Source organism: Verrucomicrobiota bacterium (genome assembly GCA_039027815.1).
GTDB lineage: Bacteria > Verrucomicrobiota > Verrucomicrobiia > Verrucomicrobiales > JBCCJK01 > JBCCJK01.
In genome coordinates this window covers 64,286-82,848 of record JBCCJK010000007.1, presented here as the reverse complement: position 1 = coordinate 82,848, position 18,563 = coordinate 64,286, and the positions used below count along the sequence as shown (strand labels likewise).

Below are 18,563 nucleotides of genomic sequence, written 5' to 3'. Positions count from 1 at the left end.
CCTCACTGAACTCATTGACGAAGGCAGCGAAACCGTGGCAAAGTATGTCTACGATTACCTCGGTCGCCGCGTCATGAAAGCCACCACGAGTGAGACTCCTCAGGGAACGGGCACTGTCTTCTTCATCTATGATGGCTGGAACGTCATCGCTGAATACGAAGACAGCCCCGCGGTTGCGGGGCAGGCGGCAGCCACCAGCATCGGCAACACCGACGCTCCCACACGAGTTCTCTGCTGGGGCCGAGACCTCAGCGGCAGCCTCCAGGGAGCAGGAGGCGTGGGCGGACTACTCTCCGTAATCGAAAATCCGCAATCGCAAATCGGCAATTCCAAGACCTATTATTTCGGAGCCGATGGCAATGGCAACATCGCCACCATCGTGGAGCGGGACGGCTCCGGAAGCGGAGCGGAGGAAGTGGCCTATTATGGCTACGACGCCTTCGGCTACGAATTTCATGCCTTCGATTTAGATGGCAGCGGCTACATCAGCGAGAACCGCTGGCGCTTCAGTTCCAAACGGATGGATGAGGAGACAGGATTTTATTATTATGGATTCAGATACTACAACCCGGAATTAGGGCGCTGGTTGAATCGGGATCCGATTGGGGAAGGTTGGAAGTCTTATGAGGTGAATATCCTTTTGTTTATTGTTAATGATAGTATAAACTATTACGATATAATCGGACTCCAAAAAGGTTCCAAGTTGGGTAAAGATTTACTAAAGGAGTTGATCGATCCCCCTACTTTAGGGGGCAATTATAACTTCCCAGAGTGGGTCTTATCGAATGTAAATAAAATTAAAAGATGTATTCAATGCGTTAAAGTGGATGGGGAGGTCATGCAAGAGTAAGTTGTTGGATGGGAACTTGAGTGTAGTTGGTATCTGACAAGAGGTGGATATGATGATGAGTTACATTTTGCGAAGTCACCGGGAAGCGATGTGACGGAGACGTTTGATTGTTTGCACGTTTGTCCTTCCGCTCCGCGTGGAGATCAAGAGCAACCGGATAATCCATTTGTTATTCCGGAAGATACTCCTTTGCCTCCTGGGGTTGAAGTCGAAACCAAAAAAGACAACAAAACACTTTTCCCTCCTGGCCCGCCTTTATTTAGACCTGTTCCCACTGGACCGAAACCGTAGAGATTGATATTATGAGCTCAGCAAGGCAAATCGAGTTTCAATTGTTTATAAAAGTGATTTTTATAGTATATAAAGTGTCCTTGTTGTCGGGCTGTAATCATCAGAATTACGTTGAATTTAAGGTGTCTTCTACGTCTATGGAGCCTGAATTTGAAGCTAATGAAGCAATCAGAGCTAGGCTTCTTTGCAAGCAGTCGGAAATCAGAAGAGGAGATGTGGTGGTTATAAGCCCACCACAAGGCTATAAAGGCGCTCGCTGGCTACGCCGGATAGCGGCCATCCCTGGAGATAAAGTCGTATTTGATGGTGACAGGCTTTTGATTAATGGACTAGAGGTCTCAGATTTGGATTTAGAGTCGATCGGGTTGAGTGTGCGACAGATTGAAATGATCAATTTAGTTTTAGGTTCCGAAGATTACTACGTGACAGGAGATAATCTGTCTAATGCTATAGATTCGAGACACTTTGGCCCAATTAAATGGGAACACTTTTCTCATAAAGTGATACATTGAGGGGTCGTGTCTTGATTTTTGACATTTCGGCTAGTCACCTCCCAGACACCGACTACAGCGACGGCACCCACGACACCGACCATAGAAACGGGTCAGCCATTAGATCTTCATATTAACGCTCTGAGGGGGGGGCATAACATGTTAGGGGTCAGGCAACAAATTCTGACAAGGTGAGTTAACCCGAGGAGGGAATCTTGAGGCCGCGAACAGGGTGAGTGGAGTAAGAAGGGGCGTTTTTACATGTCATGGCGCGGGATCATTCGACTAGTTGATTCGGTAGCTTGGTAGGAGGAAGGGCCGGCCTGTGGCCGGTTTTTGGGTTGGAAGCGGGCGGGACGCCCGCGCTCCTTGAGGATTTTGAGCGGCTCTTTTACTAGCTGAACGGATGAAGAAGGAGCGCCTTAGGTTTCAGGTTTCGGGGGTGAAAAAGGTGAGGGATTCCGCATCGGTCCGGTGCAGTTACAGTGGTGGTGCTGGCAGCACGCTTCCTCGCGCCTTGGTCTGATACCATATGGTTTTTACGGGGCAGTCAACAAATATTGACACTTTGAGGCGGCGAGACTGGCTGAACTTTCCAGCTCAACAAACTCGGACAGAGAATTGGCATGGAACACGGCGGCAGCATGCCCGGCCTCAGCGACGGCGTGTTCAGATGCGGCTACAACAAGAAAGGAGAGGTTACCGCCGCAGACCACCACGCCGAGCCTGACTACAGCACTCCCGGCAGCCAACCTCACCGACGGCAACTACACCTACGACGAAATCGGCAACTGGGAGAGCACTTCAAGGAGAGCGTGGGCGCTGAGTCCCGCGGGCGAAGAGATCTCGCCCGCTTCCACCCTCATCGACGACCTTTAGCTCAACCCCATCTGAGTCGGATTCTTTGAGAAGGGACTGGAAAACTACCCCTGGAGCTTTCTAATCGACTGCCTCAAGCCGCCCAGCAAACGGCCCAGTTGGCTCAAAGCTACTGTTGGCCTTGCCGCCTGCCAGATCAGCCAAGACAGCGCCAGAAGATCGGGGCTACCTGTAAACCCTTGGAGACCGAACCCGGAGCAAAGGTTACGCTGGACCCAGAACATGAACTCTTCACCCACCGCGCCGGGGACGTCGCGGGCCACCGGGGAGAGCTTGCTTATCTGGGTTCCGGGGGGGCTTTCGCTGGCACGGCTTTCACGGGCTTTGCCACGGCTTCGTCGTCTGCCACGACGTTGGGGAAGCGTGAAAGGGGTCGCGTGGCAGTCGAACCTCTTCGATTATCGCATTCGCAATGATGAATCCTAGCTCGAAAAGGCGCACTACATCCATCAAAACCCGGTCCATGCAGGATTCGTCGTCTGACTCACGGGGAGCTACACTAGAGAAACCCAGCGTTGGTGGGCCGCGACGTCCTCGGCGCGGCGGGTTCGATGAGCCGATTGGCAAACCACTCACCCACCCAATGCCTTTCCGACTATTTATCACTTGGGTAAGGCTGCACCTAGAAAATGAACTCTTCACCCACCGCGCCGGAGACGTCGCGGGCCACCGGGGAGTGAAGTGAACCCGCAAAACGGAGCCAGGAAGTGAAACGGGGCAGCCATTAAATCTTCACATTTTGTGATTTTCAGCTCCGAGCACTTTATTTACACCTTCGAAGCCGACAGCTACGGCCCGATCGACAAAGTCGTTGTGGGCCACAACATCAACCGCGACCAGTTGGCCCGGCTGCTTGGGCTGCTTCGTTTTTCTTTTCAGGAGGCTGCTTCTCTTGGGTGAGGCGCATGCCGACGGGCTTGCTGACGCCGAATTCTTCCATGGTGACACCATACATGACGTCGCAGCGGTGCATGGTGCGTTTGCTGTGGGTGATGATGACGAATTGGCTTTGGTCGATGAAGCGGTCCAGCATTCGCACAAAACGCTGGATGTTGCTTTCGTCGAGCGGAGCGTCCAATTCGTCTAAGACACAGAAGGGGCTGGGCTTGACCTGGTAGATGCTGAAGAGCAACGCGACCGCGGTCATGCTGCGCTCGCCGCCCGAGAGGAGACTGATGCTTTGGAGCTTCTTTCCAGGAGGCTTGGCGATGACTTCGATCCCGCTCTCGAGGACGTCGCTTTCGTCAATCAGCATGAGGTCGGCCTTGGCGCCTTTGCCAAAGAGTTCCTTGAACATTTCGCGGAAGTTTTCGCGAATTTGGGCGAAGGTGTCGGCGAAGCGGACTTGGGTCTCTTGGTTGATGCGCTCGATAACTTCGAGGAGTTCGTTCTTGGAGTTATCAAGATCGTCTCGCTGGGTTTTGAGGAATTCGTAGCGGTCTTCCAGTTCTTCGAATTCGGTGATAGCGTCGAGGTTGACAGGCCCCATAGATTCCAGTTTGGAGCGGAGCTCCGCGGTGAGCGTGGCGACGAGTTCCCAGTCGGGCTCAGCCACTTCGGTAGGGGGATTCTCGATTTTCGATTGCTGATTTTCGATTTCAGGAGGCTCGCCTTCGCTTTCGGTGGTGGCGGCTTTGCCTCCTCGTTTTTGGCTTTCTTGGATGGCTTGGGCGAGGAGGTAGTAGTCGAGCTCGAAGGTTTCGAGCTCGACTTGGTAGCGCTCTTGGATGGTGTGGCTGAGGTTTTCGAGCTTGAGGCCGAGCTGGGTGGTCTGCACCTCTTCGCGATTTCGCTGGTCAGTGAGCTTGGCGATTTGAGCGCGGTAGGAGCGGAGATCGCCCTCGCGCGCTTTGATTTCCTCGGCCGTCTTTTCAGCTTCAGCTTTCAGGCTGAGGGCGTTGGCATCGAGTTCTGTCAGGAGGCCCTGGGCCTTTTCAACGGCCACCACCAAGGTGCCGATCTCGGCCTGCGAGTAGTCGATCTTCTCTTGAAAATGCGCGATTTCTGAGTCGCGGCGCTCGCGGAGTTGCTGCAGCTCGGCGAGTCGCTCCGACATGGGTTTGTATCGCTCCTGGAGGCTTTCCAGAGTGCGACCTTCCACGGCGAGGTGGGTTCTCTTTTCCTGGAGCTTTTCGCCTAATTCCTTTTCCCGGTCGGCGGCGAGGGTGGCGGCTTGCTCGCGCTCCCTGAGCTGCTGGCGCGCGCTTTCGACGATCTGTTGCTTGTCGGCGAGTTCACTTTGGAGGTCGCCCAGGAGCTCGCTGGTTTCCTGGCAGCGTGTTTCCAACTCCTGGATTTCCCAGTCCTGATTTTCCAAGCGACTTTCCAGCTGCTCCCGCTCCCGGCAAAGGAGGGAAGCGCGCGCTTCCAGGGAGCTTTGGCTGAGCTTGGCTTGTTGCAACTGCTCCCGGAGGTCTTCGACGGCTTGCTGGCTCAAGGCGAGGGCGCTTTCCAGTTGGGCGATCTCGCCTTCGGCTTTTTCATGGTCTTCGCGAAGCGTGGCGACTTCGCTTTCCAGGCTGCGGATTTCCTGCTGGCGCTGGAGGAGCGACCCCGCCTCTTCCTTGCCGCGACCGCCCCGGATCACGCCGCTCGGGAGGACCAGCTCGCCGCTCAAAGTAGCGATGGTGCAGGCCGGCCAGGCTTGGTGAAGCGTGATGGCTTTGGCGAGGGTTTCAGTGAGGAGGAAATTTTGGAGGGCGGCGCGGAGGACGGGGGCGGCCTCTCCGCGGAGCGAGACGACATCGAGAGCCCAGGCCAGCGCCCCCTCCGGTCGGGCTTCCATCTGCGAGTCGTTCGGTCCTTCGAGGAGGTCGGCTGGCAAGAGGGAGGCCACGCCCCCTTGCTGGCGCGTCAAGAGATCCACCATGGCCGTGGCATCATCGGTCTCTCGCACCAGCACCGTCTGGAGGAGATCGCCCAACGCGGCCTCGAAAGCGGGGATGTATTTTTCCTCGGTCTCGAGAGATTCCCCGAGGAGTCCGAGGACGCGGGTCTGGTAGAGACTAGGATCATCTAGTCCTTTGAGCACGCTCTGGGTGCCGCGCTCCAAGCCCTCTCCGGCAGCCATGGCTTTTTTTAGAATCTCCAGCCGAGAAGCGACTTGGGTAAGGTTTTTACGCAGTTCGTTTTCCTGTCCCCGGGCCGCTTGCAACTGGCTTTGGTGGCTGCGGCGGTTGCTTTCCGCTTGCTCCAGTTGGCTGGTGGTGACGCTGAGGCTTTCCTTCGCTTGAAAGAGCTCTTCTTCGAGCTGCTTTTCTTCCCGAGTTTTTTCGGTGAGCGCTTCCCGCATGGCTTCGGCTTCCTCACGGATTTGGCCCATGCGCTGTTTGTCGGATTCGCTCTGCTGGTTTTTCTGGTCGATTTGCGCGGTCAGCGAGTAGATGCGCCCCTCCGCTTCATTGGCTTGCTGGCGAAGTTCTTTCAGCCCGGATTCGGCCGCTTGGCGGGCGCTGCAGGCCTCGGAAGTAGCCAGTTCTTGCTCTTGGAGAGCCACCGCAGCGGACTCAATCCGGGCTTCGAGATCACGCAGGGCCTCTTCGGTGGTCTGGAGATCGAGTTGCTGCTGGGCGCGTTTTTCTTCGGTCGCACTGATCTCGGAGCGATTCTGCTCAATCTGGCTCTCCAGTCCCTCGATCCGCTCCTCACAAAAGCCCCGACGCTGCCGGGCTTGTTCGATTTCATTGCGCCGAGTCATCCGGGCCTCTTGGTTGGCGGCGAGGGCGCTTTCTTGTTGGTGCAGTTGCTCCCGAGCACTTTCGACTTCGCTCTCGACGGTTTCGGAGTCGGCTTCGAGGCCCTCCTGCTGCTGCCGACGAGAGGCGATGGAGGTGGCAAGTTCTCCCTCCTGCGCCTTCAGCTCCCGGTATTGGCGATGGGCATGGTGAGTTTCCAAGACCCGCACGTTGGCATGAAGGGCCTGGAAACGCTTGGCCTTGGCGGCCTGCCGCTGGAGGGAGCGCATTTGGCGTTCGACCTCAGAGATGATGTCGGCGACCCGCAGAAGATTGGCCTCGGTGTATTCGAGCTTTCGGAGCGCTTCCTTTTTCTGCTTTTTGAACTTGGTGATGCCGGCCGCCTCTTCGAAGACGACCCGCCGCTCTTCCGGCTTCGAGGAGAGGATTTGGTCGATCTGCCCCTGGGCCATGATGGAGTAAGCCGAGCGACCGATGCCGGTGTCCATGAAGAGCTCGTGAATGTCGCGCAGGCGACAGGGCTTGCCGTTGATGAGGTAGTCCGACTTGCCATCGCGAAAGACCCGGCGGCCCAACGCGATTTCCTGGTAATCGACGCCGAGCGCCTCTTCGCAGTCGGTCAAGGTAAGCGTGACCTCAGCCAGACCGAGCGCTTGCCGCTTGTCCGTGCCGCTAAAGATGACGTCCGCCATTTCCCCCCCTCGCAGGGCTTTCGCGGAGGTCTCGCCCAGAACCCAGCGAATGGCATCGACCACATTCGACTTCCCACAACCATTCGGGCCCACAATGCCGGTGACCCCTTCACTGAAGGTGAAATGAGTCTTGTCCGCGAAGGATTTGAAGCCGTGGATGTCGAGAGATTTGAGACGCATGGGAGATGGCTGGTTTTCTAGGTCAACTGAGGCGCTAGAGCTGATTCCGGCCACCCTAAAGATGAAGGCCGAAGCTTTCTTCGCTGAAGACGGAGTTTGATGGGTTACACAATGGATGGCAAGGAAATTCACCCGGCAACCACAACATCTTGTAGTTAAGAAACCTTAAGTAAATGGAGTCATCCCACTCCCATGGAACGTCTTCGAGTGGAAGCGGAGGGAGATTTCTGACTAGTCTAAGTGACCGGAAGGGAGCAAATCTTGCGGCTTTTCCCGGCGGAGGAGTGGGAAGGGTTGCGGGCAGGCCGCGGGGAAGCGGAGCTCGATGGAAATTTCGCGATAGCGGAGGGTTTTGGTCTTGGTGGCGGCCACTTCGAGGTCGCTCGTGCCCCGAAATCGCAGTCGCTGGCCCTTGGCCACTGCCTCCAGGAGCGCTTTTTTGAAATCCATGGGGTCGACTTGCAGTTGGCAGTCGACCCGGTAGGTGGTGCGGAGGAGCTTTTTCCCATCGCTTTTGGGGTAGGCCACTTCCTCCACCGTGAGCAAGGCCCAGACGGGCGCTTTGCCTTCTTTCTCCGGCCCCAGCAGCCGGAACTGGGGCTTGACCAAGGTGACCGCCCGCTCCGCCCGAGTTTCCAAATCGAGAACCAAGCGCCCGTTGCGTCCCACAAATTCAAGCGAGTGAAATTGGCCCACGCTGATTTGCTCGTTGATTCCCAGGGCCCTCACGAGCGGTCCCAAGATGGGATGCCTCACAACCAGTTCTCCCGCGACCGTCCAAGGCCAGGCCAAGAAAAGAACGAGGAGGGAGGAGCGCGTCATGGTGCGGGGCCGCCGGCTAGCGGAGAAAAGTCTGGCTGGCTTGAGCTGGCCTGGCTTCTCGCGAGTTGACTTTGCCAAACAAACGAACGAGCGCCTTGGATCCAGTCCTGCCGTCTTTCTTTTATGAAGCATTTTCCGTGGTCCTTTCCCTGTTTTTTGTGGTTCTGCCTGCTGAGCGGCGCTTCGGCAGCCAAGGTCTCTCTTCCGGGCGATGATCTGCAAGCGGTTCTCGATCGTGGGGAGGACCTGGCGCTCGAAAAAGGGGCGCTCTATGAAATCAGGCAGACCCTTCGCTACCGGAAACCGGGGCAGAAGATCTTTACCAAAGGGGCCGAGTTCCCGTCCGACTACGCCACTCTCCGGCTGGCCAACAAAGACCTCATGATGCTCATCCACGGCGGGGGGCAGGAGGGTGCGGTCTTGGAACGGGTCATTTGCGATGGAGATCGTTACCGACTTTCCACGGTGCCTAAAGGACGGGGTAGTGGAGGCGCGGGACAACCGGCCCTGGTTCACTTCGGAGGACCGGGCGGGGACGGGCAGATCGTGCGGAACTGCGTCTTCATGAACACGCGGACTTGGTCGACTCTGAAGATGCACGAGCACGCCTCCAACATGCTAACGGAGAACAATCTCTTCTTCGGCATGGGCGTGGACCCACGTGGGAACGGTCGCGAGTTCAATGAAATCCCCTTTTCCTGGGCCGATGGCGTCTCCTCGGCGGCGACCGATTCCATCATCCGCAACAACCTTCTGATCGACCCCACCGACGTGGGAATCGTGCTCTACTGCGCCCCGGGATCGATCGTGGAAGACAACGTGGTGGCGGCCATCTCTCGGGAGTCGCTTGGCGGGATCAATCTGGTGGACGCCCTCCTCGAAATGTTCGCTCTCGATGAGGACCTGACCCTCTTTGACTACGGCGGGGTCGTGGTGCGCAACAATTACATCGACAATTTTGGAGCCCGCATTCACATGGGCATTCCCGTGGGTTGCGCCGTTTGGCATCCGCGCTTCAAAGGGCGCATCCTCCAAGGCGGCTCCGTCACTGGCAACACCATTGCCGGCGGGGCGGGAGGCTACGGCATCGTGGCCCATGGGCTCAAGGGATGGACCATCCAAGACAACCTCAGCACGGCCCACTACTCGGGCTTGGCCGAATATGGCTTTCACCCTAATCCTCCGGATCCCCCCGCCGCCTTTCTCTTTCATGCGGAGAGCGTTTTGGAAAGTGAACTCCAGCCGGAATTCCAGGAAACAGTCCGCCACATCGATCATCTTTTGCGCACTCAAAAAGCCCCTCAAAACGAGTTCGGCTATCAGATGCATGACTACGGGCACGAGGAGATCCAAGCGGTCGTGCAAGCGGCTTACCTGGAAATGCTCGGGAGGGATCCGACGCGAGAGGAACTCCTGGCCGCAGCCGATCTCTTGCAGAGTCGTCAAAGGAATGCGGACGGCCTCCGCCGACAACTGATGGGCACGCCCGAATTTGAAGAAAAATTCGGCTTCCACTTCCCGGCGGAGTTGCACCCTTTCCGGGTCCAGCGCTGGTTCGATCTCTGCGACCAACTACTGCGCGAGAAAGGGGAAATGTATCCCATGAGAGAACTCTACCAAGACGCGCTCCAGCGCCTGCGACTTCCCGCGAAGTAGGGCCATGGCGAGACGCTCTTTCCCAGCTCCCGGGCCGACTGCCTCCAGCCTGGCGGCGTAAGTTTGCTGACTGGTCATGCTCTTTCCCCTTCTTCTTGTCTGCGCCCTCATTCCGGCCACCCTTTTTCTCCTGAATTTCCCGCTCTACCGGAAGACTCCCCAGGGGGCCGAACTCGGGAAGAGTCTAGGACCTGTCAGCCTTCTCATTCCAGCTCGCGATGAAGAGTCCAACCTTCCAGCCTGCCTCCAAAGCATTCAAGCGGCCAGCGAAGGCGTGGAGATCGAGGTCCTTGTCTTGGACGACGCTTCGACCGACCGCACCCCGGAGATCGTGGAGGAATTCGCTCGCGAGGACCCGAGGATTCGTTACGAAAGCGCCCCTCCCCTCCCCCCTGGATGGGTGGGAAAACCGCATGCCTGCGGCATTCTCGCGCAAAGAGCCCGCTATGATCGCCTTCTTTATTTGGATGCAGACGTTCGCTTAGAAAAAGGGGCCATCGCACGCATCCTCGCGTTCCAAGACCAGACCCAAGCCGAGTATGTGAGCGGCTTTCCCCGGCAAATCACCGGGACCTTGTTGGAGAAGCTTCTCATCCCTCTCATCCAATGGGTTCTGCTGGGCTTTCTTTCTCTCTTGGCCATGCGACTGGGCAAGAACGCCAACATGGCAGCCGGATGCGGTCAACTCCTCCTCGTGAAGCGGGCGGCCTACCAAGCCACCGGCGGTCATCATGCCATTTCCCAAACCGTCCACGATGCCCTCCAGCTGGCCCGCCTTTTCCGGAAACACGGCTACCGGACCGACCTCTTCGACGCCACGGACCTGGCCCACGTCCGCATGTATGACAACGCCCGCGATGTCTGGGAAGGCCTTCGCAAAAACGCTCGCGAGGGGGTGGCTTGGTTTCCCTTGCTCCCCTTCGTGACTCTCCTGCTCCTGGCGGGGCAGGTGGCGCCCTTCGCTCTCTTGCCCCTGTCTTTTGGCTGGATGACCGTGGCGACGCTGGTGGCGATTTATCTTCCCCGTTTGCTGGCTTGGGGGCGCTATCGACAATCGCTTCTAGGAGCCATTCTGCATCCGGTGGGCATTCTCCTGTTTCTGGCCATCCAATGGCACGCGATCTTTGTGCCTCGGGCCACCTGGCGGGGGCGGACGGTGAATTAGGCGGGACAAAGCCGCAAAAGATCCCCGGCTGAGGCCGTAGCCTTTCATTATGAGGTGCTTTCTTCTTGTTTTCCTCTTCCTTCTCGCGGTGGCCAAACTGGGGGCCGAACCCGCTTGGCCCGAGTGGCGGGGTCCTTTGGGCACCGGCGTGACTCCGGCCAAGGGGCCCACTTCTCTCGATCCCAAGAAAGACCTCCGCTGGAAGGTGACGCTGCCAGGGCGGGGAACCTCCACTCCGGCTGTGGCCGAGGGGCGGGTTTTTCTGACGGCGCCCATCGACGGAAAGGACGCGGCGCTTTGTTACTCGCTCGAAAATGGCGAGCTTCTCTGGCAAGCGGTCTTCGATCGTGTGCGAGAGCCTCGCCACCGGCTCGGGTCAAGCGCCAACCCCTCCCCGGTCACGGATGGCGAATTCGTCTACTGCTACTTCAAAAGCGGCACCCTGATGGCCCTCGACCTCGAGGGGCAGGTCCAGTGGGAAGTGAATATTCAAAAAACCTACGGCAAGGACACCCTCGGCTTTGACCTCGGCACTTCGCCAGTGCTGATCGACGAGGTCCTCTTGATCGCCGTCATCCAGCGCGGCGACCCCTTCTTGCTCGGGCTCGATCCCAAAACCGGCCGTCGCCTTTGGAAGACCGATCGCGACTACCAAGTCGCCTCGGAGTCAGCGGCCACCTACAGCACCCCGGCGGTGGCCGAAAGTCCTGCTGGGAAACTCATTCTCTCCTTTGGGGCGGATCGGCTGAGCGCTCACGAAGCTCGTTCCGGAAAATTTCTTTGGGACGTGGCCGGCTTCAATCCGGAAAATCGAGGCAACTGGCGCACCATCGCTTCGCCCGTGGTGGCGGGCAACACCGCCATCGTGACCTACGGAAGAGGGGACTTTTTGGCCGGGGTTCGCTTCGATGAAAAAGGCGGGGAAATGGTCTGGAATCGACGAAGCGATGGCAACGACGTGCCCACCCCAGCCACCACCGGCAACCTAGTCTGGGTCCTGAGTGGGCGGGGCAACCTGGAATGCCTGGAAGCCGATTCCGGAGAGCGCCTCTGGGACCACACCTTCCCGAAGACCCGTGGAAAATACTGGAGTTCGCCCGTCTTGGCCGGGAGCACGATTTACTGCGTCCGCGATGACGGCACCGTCTTCACCGGGACGGTCACGGCCCGCGATGGGCTGGAAAAGGTGCAAAGCTTTTCCCTGGGCGAAGAGATCATCGCCAGTCCGGTGGTGGTAGAGGGGATCTGCCTCATCCGGACCCAAGAAAGCCTCTTCTGCTTCGAAGGATAGTCTCCGGATCAGCGCTTCGCCCCGTCCACCCGCAGATTGGCTTCCACCCCGAGCTTTTCCGCGCCCACCTTGAGAAGGGAACGGATGGCGCTGGCGGTGAAGCCGCTTTTGCCGACCACCTTGGGGACATCCTCGTCGCCCACTCGGACCTGGTATTTGAAGCTCTTTTCTGACTCCTCCGTGCAGACGATTTCCAGGGCTTCCGGGTCGCTTGCAATCCCTCCCACCGCGAACTCGAGAAAGCTCTGCAATTGTTCCTTCGCTTCCATGGCGGAATCTACCTGCGACGAGGAAAGAGGCCAGTCAAAACTCCCCTCGAAAGACGCACCGGGCATTCGGCGTCTCGTGGATCGTGATCTCGGCTAACTCCGGCAAATCCGGTTGGAGCTTTTTCCAAAACCACGCGCACATTAGCTCGATCGTAGGATTCTCGAGCCCCTCGATTTCATTGAGATAAGCGTGATCGAGAAGCTCCACCAAGGGCTGCATGGCTTGGGAAATTTGCTTGTGGTCATAGATCCAACCGGTCTTGGCATCGACCTCTCCCTCGATGGTGATCTCCACCAAAAAGCTATGCCCGTGCAACTGCCCACAACGATGGCCCTCGGGCACCTGGGGAAGCGATTGCGCGGAATCGAAACGAAAATCCTTGGTAATCCGGGCCCTCATTCAGGGGAGTGAAATCTGAAAAGAAGAGACTCGCAAACGTCGATTCCAGGAATAGCCCCTGCCACCCCAGTCAGAGTGCGGTCAGGCTCCGCTCACTCTCCCCAAATTGACCGAAGCTCAAAGATCTGGAGTGACTGGATGGTTCCATCACTGAGTTTCCGGGTCTCGGTCGAGCCGATTCGCCCGGGGTCCCGTCGGTAGGTCCGGTATTCCAGCCCGCCATCGATGTAGAGTTCATTGGTGTTTCGATCCGAAAAAATATGCGCCGTGCGCCCCTCGAAGGAAGCGTCGATCCCATTGATCGTGAGCTGGTGGCTGCCAGGCGCGTCGAACTCCACCAAGATCTCCGCCAACTTCCCCTCGGCCGCGCTCAGGCCGCCGACCTCTTCGGTCAACAGGCTCCCACGCAGCCCCTCCAATTCGACGACTGGCCGATAAATCAGGCGCAATCCCAGGCCCGTTTCCCGCAAAAGGAATTCATGCGGCAAGGACATGGACTGGCTGGTCAGTTGGTCCGGGTAGGCCCTCAAGTAAGTGGCCGTTCGGAGCCAGCCCATTTGGATGCGGCGTCCGTCCGGGCTATGGCTGAAAGTCTGGGCGGCATACATGGTGCCGCGTCCTCCGGGAGGGCCGACTTTCTGCGTCTCTCGAGGGTCTCCATGCGGGCCGGAATCGGCCTGAAAGGTCCTGCCGTCGAAGTCCCCAATGAAGTAGCGATTCTGCGCGCCGTAGAGAATCCAGCGGGACTCCCCCGACTTCCCCTCCACGGGAAGCTCAAACAGTTCCGGACACTCATGGAGGGCGTCCCGGTCAGGATGGGTGAAGGCCCCGGTGCGGGTCCAGCTGCGCAGGTCCTTCGATTCCCAGAAGGCGATGTGGTTGTGGAGGCGTTCGGGGTCGGTCTCTTCGCGGGCTGGGAGGGCCTCGGTTTCGGGGCAGGGCTCCAGGTTGAAGACCGCCAACACCCACTTCTGCTCCGGTTCATACCAAAGAATCTTCGAGTCCCGTCCCTCGTGAACGATGATTGGGTTTTCCTCGATTTCCGTGAAAGTGAGGCCTCCGTCCTGGCTGTAAGCGAGACACTCGCCTCGACCGGTGCTCGTGAAGACCACAAAAAGGGTGTCCTGACCAAGTCCCGCTGAGTTATTGAAGTCCACAAACCCACCCCCTGAGAACATCATGTCCGACGTGGTGTTTTGAAAGAGGGCGATCGGTTTCTCCTCCCAGTGAATGAGATCGGTGCTCTCGAAATGGCCCCAATGCATATTCCCCCACTGGATGCCAAAGGGATTGTGCTGGTAGAAGAGGTGGTATTTCCCCTGGTGGTAGACCATGCCATTGGGATCATTGTTCCACCCGCGCCGGGTGCTGACGTGAAGCTGATCGCGGTAGGGTTGGGAGTAGTCGGTCTCCTTCCACGCATCCTCTTGGGTCCCGACCGTCATCCGCTCGAAAGCCCCTGAGAAAGAGTCCCGGAGAGCCTTCCCGTCCACGGGCGCGATCCGAATCGTTTTCCCCTCCAGACCAAAGGGCTCCAAAGGATAAGCCGCCCACCAAAAAGCCATCTCATCCTGCGGCAGCGCCACCGTGAAATTCTGAACGAGCCGATCCCCCTGGTAGATCCCCAGAAGATGGCGCTTCCCCTTATTGGCCACGGGAAGAAGGAGGTGGGAGGCTTCGACGTGGAGCGTCTTCTCCAATTTCACATGGCCCCGAGGCTCCGCAGCCACCGGCAGCCAAGCAGACAAGGCCAGAAAAAGAATCCAAAATCGCATCGCAAAGAAAAAAGCGGGCATCCTCAAAAGAAGACCACCCCCAAAAAACCCCAAAACCTGAAAACTGAAAACTAGCAAACTCCTATTCGAAGAATAGAAATAACCATGCCCACCCGGATTGACAGCACCTTCGACCAACTCAAAAAACGAGGCCAAAAAGCCTTCGTGGCTTACCTCTGCGGAGGAGATCCCGATCACGCCACCTCCGTGAGCGCGATCGATGCCTTGGTGGAGGCCGGCACGGACATTCTCGAGATCGGCGTGCCCTTTTCGGACCCGCTGGCCGACGGCGTCGTCAACCAAATGGCGGCCCAGCGAGCACTCGATGGCGGCATGAGCTTGCTGGGAATCTACGACCTCGTGGCAGCGGTCCGGGCCAAACACCCCGACCTGGCCATCGTCCTCTTCACTTACCTCAACCCGGTCTACCACCAAGGTTTTGAAATCTTCCACCAAAGGGCCCACGAGGCCGGCGCAGACGGCGTGCTCTTCCTCGATCTCCCGCCCGACGAGGAATCGCTCAATCAAGAGTTCGCGAGCGCGCAGCTTCTCCAGGAAATCCGCCTCATCGCCCCCACCACCCCGGACGAGCGGGTGGCCGCCATCGCTTCCCAGGCTAAAGGCTTCGTTTACTACGTGTCCCGCGAAGGGGTGACCGGGGCGCAGACTAGCCTGGCGGAAGGCGTGGAAGAACGGGTGGCCTCGGTCTGCGCGGCTTCTCCGGTGCCGGTGGTGGTGGGCTTTGGCATTTCCAGCCCTGAACAGGCCCGGACGGTGGCGCGAGTCGCCGATGGCGTGGTGGTGGGGAGCGCCATCGTCAAGGTCATCGAGGAATTCGGCCGGAGCCCCGAGCTCTCACAGCGGCTGATCGACTTCGTAAAACCTCTTGTCGATGCCGTGAAGGGACGCTAGCCTCGCGGCCCTTCGAGGCAAAAGCGGGAATGCCTGAAATCGGCAAACTCTCTCAGAATCATGGAGCTGAAATTCTGGAAAATGGACGGCGCGGGCAACGACTTTGTCGTGGTCGACAATCGTGATTTGTCCCTGTCTCTCAGCCAAGAGCAGATAGCGACCCTCTGCCACCGCCGCTTTGGCATCGGGGCCGATGGGTTCCTCGCAGTCGAGCCGGCGGAAAACGGGGCCGACTACAAAATGCGCTACCACAACGCCGATGGCGGAGAAGCCGAAATGTGTGGCAATGGGGCCCGCTGTTTTGGGCGATTTGTGGACACCCTGACCGGGGGTGAGGGCCAAACCGTCCGCTTTGAAACGCCCGCCGGGGTCATCACGGCCGATTTCGTGGAAGGCGGCCTCGTGCGCATCGGCCTGACGGATCCTTTCGATCTCCATCTTTCTGAGACTCTGGAAGTGGATGGAAGCCCCTTGGAAGTCCACAGCATCAACACCGGCGTCCCGCATGCCTGCGTGGTCGTTCCCGCGGTCCAGGAAGCGGATGTGCTCGGCATCGGACGGGCCCTCCGCTATCACAAGCGCTTCCAACCAGAGGGCACCAACGCCAACCTCATGGAAGTGCTGGCCCCAGGCTCTCTCGCCATCCGGACCTATGAGCGCGGGGTCGAAGACGAAACCCTGGCCTGCGGCACCGGCATGGTGGCCAATGCGCTCATTCATCACGAACTGACCGGACAAGCCTCCCCCATCTCAGTGCAAGTGGCCGGTGGCGACACCTTGGAGGTGGGCTTCCGCAAAAGCGAGGAAGGCTTCCGCGATCTCACCCTGACCGGCCCGGCCCGCTTTGTCTTTGAAGGACACCTTTCTCTCGTTTCATGAACTCCCCCTCCTACACCGGCGCCTTCACCGCCCTCGTGACCCCCTTCTCTCAAGGGAAAGTGGACGAGGCCCAATTCCGTGAGCTGATCGACCGTCAGTTCGAGCTGGGAATCGACGGCGTGGTCCCCGTCGGCACCACCGGAGAAAGCCCCACTCTGGAAACCGATGAACACATCCGCGTCATTGAAATCGCGATCGAGCAGACCGCCAACCGAGGCGTCGTCATGGCCGGCACCGGGGCCAACTCGACCGCGGAAGCCATCGCGCTGACCCAAGCAGCCGAGAAAGTCGGCGCCAAGACCTCCCTCCAAGTCACCCCCTATTACAACAAACCTTCCCAAGAAGGTCTCTTCCAGCACTTCCGAGCGATCGCCGAAAGCACCTCCATGGAGCTCATTCTCTACAGCATCCCAGGACGGTGTGGCATCCCGATTGGAGTCGAAACCACCGAGCGACTGGCAAAAGCTTGCCCCAACATCGTCGGGATCAAGGAAGCCGGAGGCAGCGTCGAGCGCGTCAGCCAGCTCCGCCAGGTCCTGCCGGACGACTTCGTCATCCTCTCAGGCGATGACTCCCTCACCCTCCCCTTTGTGAGCGCCGGAGCCCGTGGGGTCGTGAGTGTAGCCTCCAACCTCGTTCCCGCCGAAGTGACCGCCCTGGCCCACGCCGCGGTGGAGGGTCGGTCTGGCGAGGCCCAAGCGCTCCATGAAACATTCTACCCGCTTTTCAACGCGCTCCTGACACTCGATACCAACCCCGTGCCCATCAAAACGGCCTTGGAGCTGGCACAGGTCTCCCCGGCCGAATTCCGCCTGCCCTTGGTGCCCATGGCAGCCCAGCAGCGCAGCCAACTCGAGACGGTCATGCAATCCCTTCAACTCCTCGCCTGACCATGTTGCCTCTCCTCGTGACCGGCGCTTCTGGCCGCATGGGCCAGGCCATCCGCGCCTGCGCCGAAGGCGATCCGGCAGTGGAAGTGGTCGCCACCCACCACGAAGGGCAATCGCTGGCCGAAGCCTTCTCAGCCCTCTCAGCCTCCTCGAAGGGCCCGCCAGCCGTCATCGACTTCACCCACCACAGCTTCACCGCCCAAGTCCTCGAACAAGCGGTTGCCGCCCACTGCCTCCTCGTCCTCGGCACCACCGGTCACACCGGCGAAGAGCGCGCCGCCATCCACCAAGCCGCCCAGCGCATCCCCATCGCCTTCGCCCCCAACTTCAGCGTGGGCGTCAATACCCTCTTCTGGCTGACCCGCAAAGCCACCGAGATCCTCGGCGATGACTTCGACCTCGAAGTCGTCGAGATGCACCACAAACACAAAGTCGACTCCCCCAGCGGCACCGCTCGCCGACTCGGCGAAATCCTCGCGGAAGTCAGCGGCGTCAGCTACGAAAACGACGTCCAACACGGCCGCCACGGCGACATCGGCCCCCGCAGCCAAAAGGAAATTGGCATGCACGCCGTCCGCGGCGGCGACGTCGTAGGCGACCACACCGTCATCTACGCTGGCGACGGCGAACGCGTCGAGCTCACCCACAAAGCCGCCAGCCGCCAAACCTTCGCCAATGGCTCCCTCCGCGCCGCCAAATGGCTCATCGGCCAAGACCCTGGCCTCTACGACATGCAGGACGTCTTGGGGCTTCACTAACACCAGGCAATCCACGTTTCCCAATCGTCTATTCCAGCACTCGTTCCTCTCTCCTCGTTCCTTGACCATTGTAATCACAGTGATTACAATCCCCCATGGTCCAGCGCAGCAAAATCATCCAAATCGGCAACAGCCGAGGAGTTCGCATTCCCAAACCCATGCTTTCCCGAGCCGGTCTGGACAGCGAAGTGACCTTGGAAGAACGTGAAGGGGGCATCTTCATCCGTTCCGCCAGGCCTGGAAAACTCAGTTGGGAGGAGACCTACAAGGAGATGGCTGCTTCCAACGAGGATTGGTCAGACTGGACGGAGTTGGACATCACTGCGCTGGATGAGGATTGAGCGCTACGGAATCTACTTAGTCAATCTCGACCCCACCATCGGCTCGGAGATCAGGAAAACCCGGCCAGCCATCGTCGTGAGCGCTGACGCCATGAATCGGCGGCTCTCCACCATCGTGATCTGCCCTCTCACCACCACACTCCACCCAAAGTGGAGAAATCGAATCCAACTACCTTGCGCGGGCCAGGATGCGGAAATTGCAGTCGATCAGATCCGCTGCCTTTCCACCAAACGCATTCTCAAGAAGCTGGACAAAGCCCATCCAGCAACCGCCAAGCAACTGCGGGATACCATCGCAGAGATGTATGCCGAGTGACTTCCTCTCCT

The 18,563-nt window shown here is 58.7% G+C and carries 16 protein-coding genes; 11 read left to right on the top strand and 5 right to left on the bottom strand.

The features are described 5' to 3' along the window. Positions 1-850: RHS repeat-associated core domain-containing protein (locus AAF555_03745; protein ID MEM6910674.1), on the top strand; the 850-nt coding region annotated here is incomplete at its 5' end. A 302-nt stretch (positions 851-1,152) separates the two neighbouring features. After that, on the top strand, positions 1,153-1,653 hold the full coding sequence (lepB, locus tag AAF555_03740) for a signal peptidase I (GenBank protein MEM6910673.1): 501 nt from the start codon (positions 1,153-1,155) through the stop codon (positions 1,651-1,653). A gap of 1,684 nt (positions 1,654-3,337) precedes the next feature. Here the strand turns inward: lepB and smc are convergent. Next, positions 3,338-7,078, bottom strand: coding sequence for a chromosome segregation protein SMC (gene smc, locus AAF555_03735; GenBank protein ID MEM6910672.1), 3,741 nt, complete (start codon positions 7,076-7,078; stop codon positions 3,338-3,340). Positions 7,079-7,309: 231 nt separating this feature from the next. Then, entirely contained in the window at positions 7,310-7,900 is a 591-nt protein-coding gene (locus AAF555_03730) for a hypothetical protein (GenBank protein ID MEM6910671.1), read from the bottom strand. Between the two features lie 123 nt (positions 7,901-8,023). Between AAF555_03730 and AAF555_03725 the strand changes: the two genes are divergently transcribed. From AAF555_03725 to AAF555_03715, 3 genes are all read left to right on the top strand, one after another. Beyond that, positions 8,024-9,556, top strand: coding sequence for a hypothetical protein (locus AAF555_03725; protein MEM6910670.1), 1,533 nt, complete (start codon positions 8,024-8,026; stop codon positions 9,554-9,556). Positions 9,557-9,632: 76 nt separating this feature from the next. Continuing rightward, a complete protein-coding gene (locus AAF555_03720) occupies positions 9,633-10,721 on the top strand; it encodes a glycosyltransferase (protein MEM6910669.1) in 1,089 nt (362 codons plus the stop codon). A 49-nt stretch (positions 10,722-10,770) separates the two neighbouring features. Continuing rightward, positions 10,771-12,012: a PQQ-binding-like beta-propeller repeat protein gene (locus AAF555_03715; protein MEM6910668.1), complete on the top strand. Its 1,242-nt coding sequence runs from the start codon at positions 10,771-10,773 to the stop codon at positions 12,010-12,012. Between the two features lie 8 nt (positions 12,013-12,020). On the opposite strand, the gene AAF555_03710 is transcribed toward AAF555_03715, so the two are convergent. From AAF555_03710 to AAF555_03700, 3 genes are all read right to left on the bottom strand, one after another. Beyond that, entirely contained in the window at positions 12,021-12,281 is a 261-nt protein-coding gene (locus tag AAF555_03710; protein MEM6910667.1) for a KH domain-containing protein, read from the bottom strand. Positions 12,282-12,315: 34 nt separating this feature from the next. Then, positions 12,316-12,681 carry a 6-carboxytetrahydropterin synthase QueD gene (gene queD, locus AAF555_03705; protein MEM6910666.1) on the bottom strand — a complete coding sequence of 122 codons (366 nt, stop codon included), beginning with the start codon at positions 12,679-12,681 and terminating at the stop codon, positions 12,316-12,318. Between the two features lie 92 nt (positions 12,682-12,773). After that, the gene (locus AAF555_03700) at positions 12,774-14,477 is read right to left on the bottom strand and encodes a glycoside hydrolase family 32 protein (protein ID MEM6910665.1); all 1,704 of its coding nucleotides are present in this window, start codon (positions 14,475-14,477) and stop codon (positions 12,774-12,776) included. A gap of 84 nt (positions 14,478-14,561) precedes the next feature. Here AAF555_03700 and trpA point away from each other — a divergent pair, with 84 nt between their 5' ends. From trpA to AAF555_03670, 6 genes are all read left to right on the top strand, one after another. After that, positions 14,562-15,368 carry a tryptophan synthase subunit alpha gene (trpA, locus tag AAF555_03695; protein MEM6910664.1) on the top strand — a complete coding sequence of 269 codons (807 nt, stop codon included), beginning with the start codon at positions 14,562-14,564 and terminating at the stop codon, positions 15,366-15,368. Positions 15,369-15,428: 60 nt separating this feature from the next. Then, the gene (dapF, locus tag AAF555_03690) at positions 15,429-16,247 is read left to right on the top strand and encodes a diaminopimelate epimerase (GenBank protein MEM6910663.1); all 819 of its coding nucleotides are present in this window, start codon (positions 15,429-15,431) and stop codon (positions 16,245-16,247) included. Next, positions 16,244-17,137, top strand: a complete 894-nt coding sequence (gene dapA, locus AAF555_03685; GenBank protein MEM6910662.1) for a 4-hydroxy-tetrahydrodipicolinate synthase — start codon at positions 16,244-16,246, stop codon at positions 17,135-17,137. Before dapF ends, dapA begins: the two co-directional genes overlap by 4 nt. A 2-nt stretch (positions 17,138-17,139) precedes the next feature. Beyond that, positions 17,140-17,895, top strand: coding sequence for a 4-hydroxy-tetrahydrodipicolinate reductase (dapB, locus tag AAF555_03680; GenBank protein ID MEM6910661.1), 756 nt, complete (start codon positions 17,140-17,142; stop codon positions 17,893-17,895). 95 nt (positions 17,896-17,990) lie between these two features. Then, positions 17,991-18,236: an AbrB/MazE/SpoVT family DNA-binding domain-containing protein gene (locus tag AAF555_03675; protein MEM6910660.1), complete on the top strand. Its 246-nt coding sequence runs from the start codon at positions 17,991-17,993 to the stop codon at positions 18,234-18,236. Then, on the top strand, positions 18,226-18,552 hold the full coding sequence (locus AAF555_03670) for a type II toxin-antitoxin system PemK/MazF family toxin (GenBank protein ID MEM6910659.1): 327 nt from the start codon (positions 18,226-18,228) through the stop codon (positions 18,550-18,552). The genes AAF555_03675 and AAF555_03670 overlap by 11 nt, the downstream gene beginning before the upstream one ends. Positions 18,553-18,563 lie beyond the last annotated feature (11 nt).